At 71.0% G+C, this 1,028-nt stretch carries 2 protein-coding genes; both read right to left on the reverse strand.

Translation table 11 applies throughout. From position 1 onward, the window contains the following. Nucleotides 1-581, reverse strand: a 581-nt coding sequence (locus ACIRPT_RS40950; RefSeq protein ID WP_403836985.1) for an electron transfer flavoprotein subunit alpha/FixB family protein, incomplete at its 3' end; no start/stop codon positions are given. A gap of 51 nt (nucleotides 582-632) precedes the next feature. Further along, a partial coding sequence (locus ACIRPT_RS40955; protein ID WP_403836987.1) for an electron transfer flavoprotein subunit beta/FixA family protein occupies nucleotides 633-1,028 on the reverse strand: 396 nt, incomplete at its 5' end.

Here is a 1,028-nt window from a genome sequence, read left to right on the forward strand (position 1 = left end):
CGGCCGGTCGACTCGCGCGGGGTGCGCGAGACGATCTTGGTGCCCTTGGAGGAGTCGGCGACGGTCACCGCGAGCTGCTCGACCACGCCGGCGGCCGGAGCGGCTTCGGGGGCGGCGGAGTTGGGCTTGACGGTGATGACCGGGGTGCCCTTGGTGATACGGGACTTGGTGGTGAACGACGCCGCGAACACGGACTGCGTGGCCACCGGGCCCTCGTCGCCGGCCTCGACGTCGACGGCGTCGGTGATGATGCCGGAGCCGATACGGACCGCGAGGCGGGCCGCGATCTCCTTGCCCTCCGCGGAGGACGGCAGCAGCACGGCGGCCGGCGAGATGGCGTCGTAGGCGGCCTGCAGCGCGTCGACCTTGGGGGCGACGAGGTACTCGACGAACTCGGGCGCGTCGGCGGCCAGCACCTTGACCGCGCCATACTCGCCGAGGACCTTCGCGGCCTCCTCGGCGTTCGCACCGAGGTGCACGGCCACCGGCTCGCCGATGCGGCGCGCCAGGGTCAGCAGCTCGAGGGTGGGCTTGCGGACGGCGCCGTCCACGTGGTCGACGTAGACAAGAACTTCAGCCATGGGATGACTCTCCTGCGGGAAGAATGAGGGCGGTTGGGAGAAGGACGGGCCTTAGATGAACTTCTGGCCCGCGAGGAACTCGGCGAGCTGCTTGCCGCCCTCGCCCTCGTCCTTGACGATGGTGCCCGCCGTACGCGCCGGGCGCTCGGCCGCGTCCTCGACCTTGGTCCAGGCACCTTCGAGGCCGACCTCGTCCGCCTCGATCTCCAGGTCCTCCAGGTCCAGCTCCTCCACCGGCTTCTTCTTGGCGGCCATGATGCCCTTGAAGGAGGGGTAACGCGCCTCACCCGACTGGTCGGTGACGGAGACGACGGCCGGCAGGGAAGCCTCCAGCTGCTCGCTGGCGGTGTCGCCGTCGCGGCGGCCGGTCACCTTGCCGTCGGCCACGGAAACCTCGGAGAGCTGCGTCACCTGGGGGACACCGAGCCGCTCGGCGAGCAGCGCGGG

Source organism: Streptomyces sp. NPDC101227, from assembly GCF_044767545.1.
Lineage (GTDB): Bacteria > Actinomycetota > Actinomycetes > Streptomycetales > Streptomycetaceae > Streptomyces.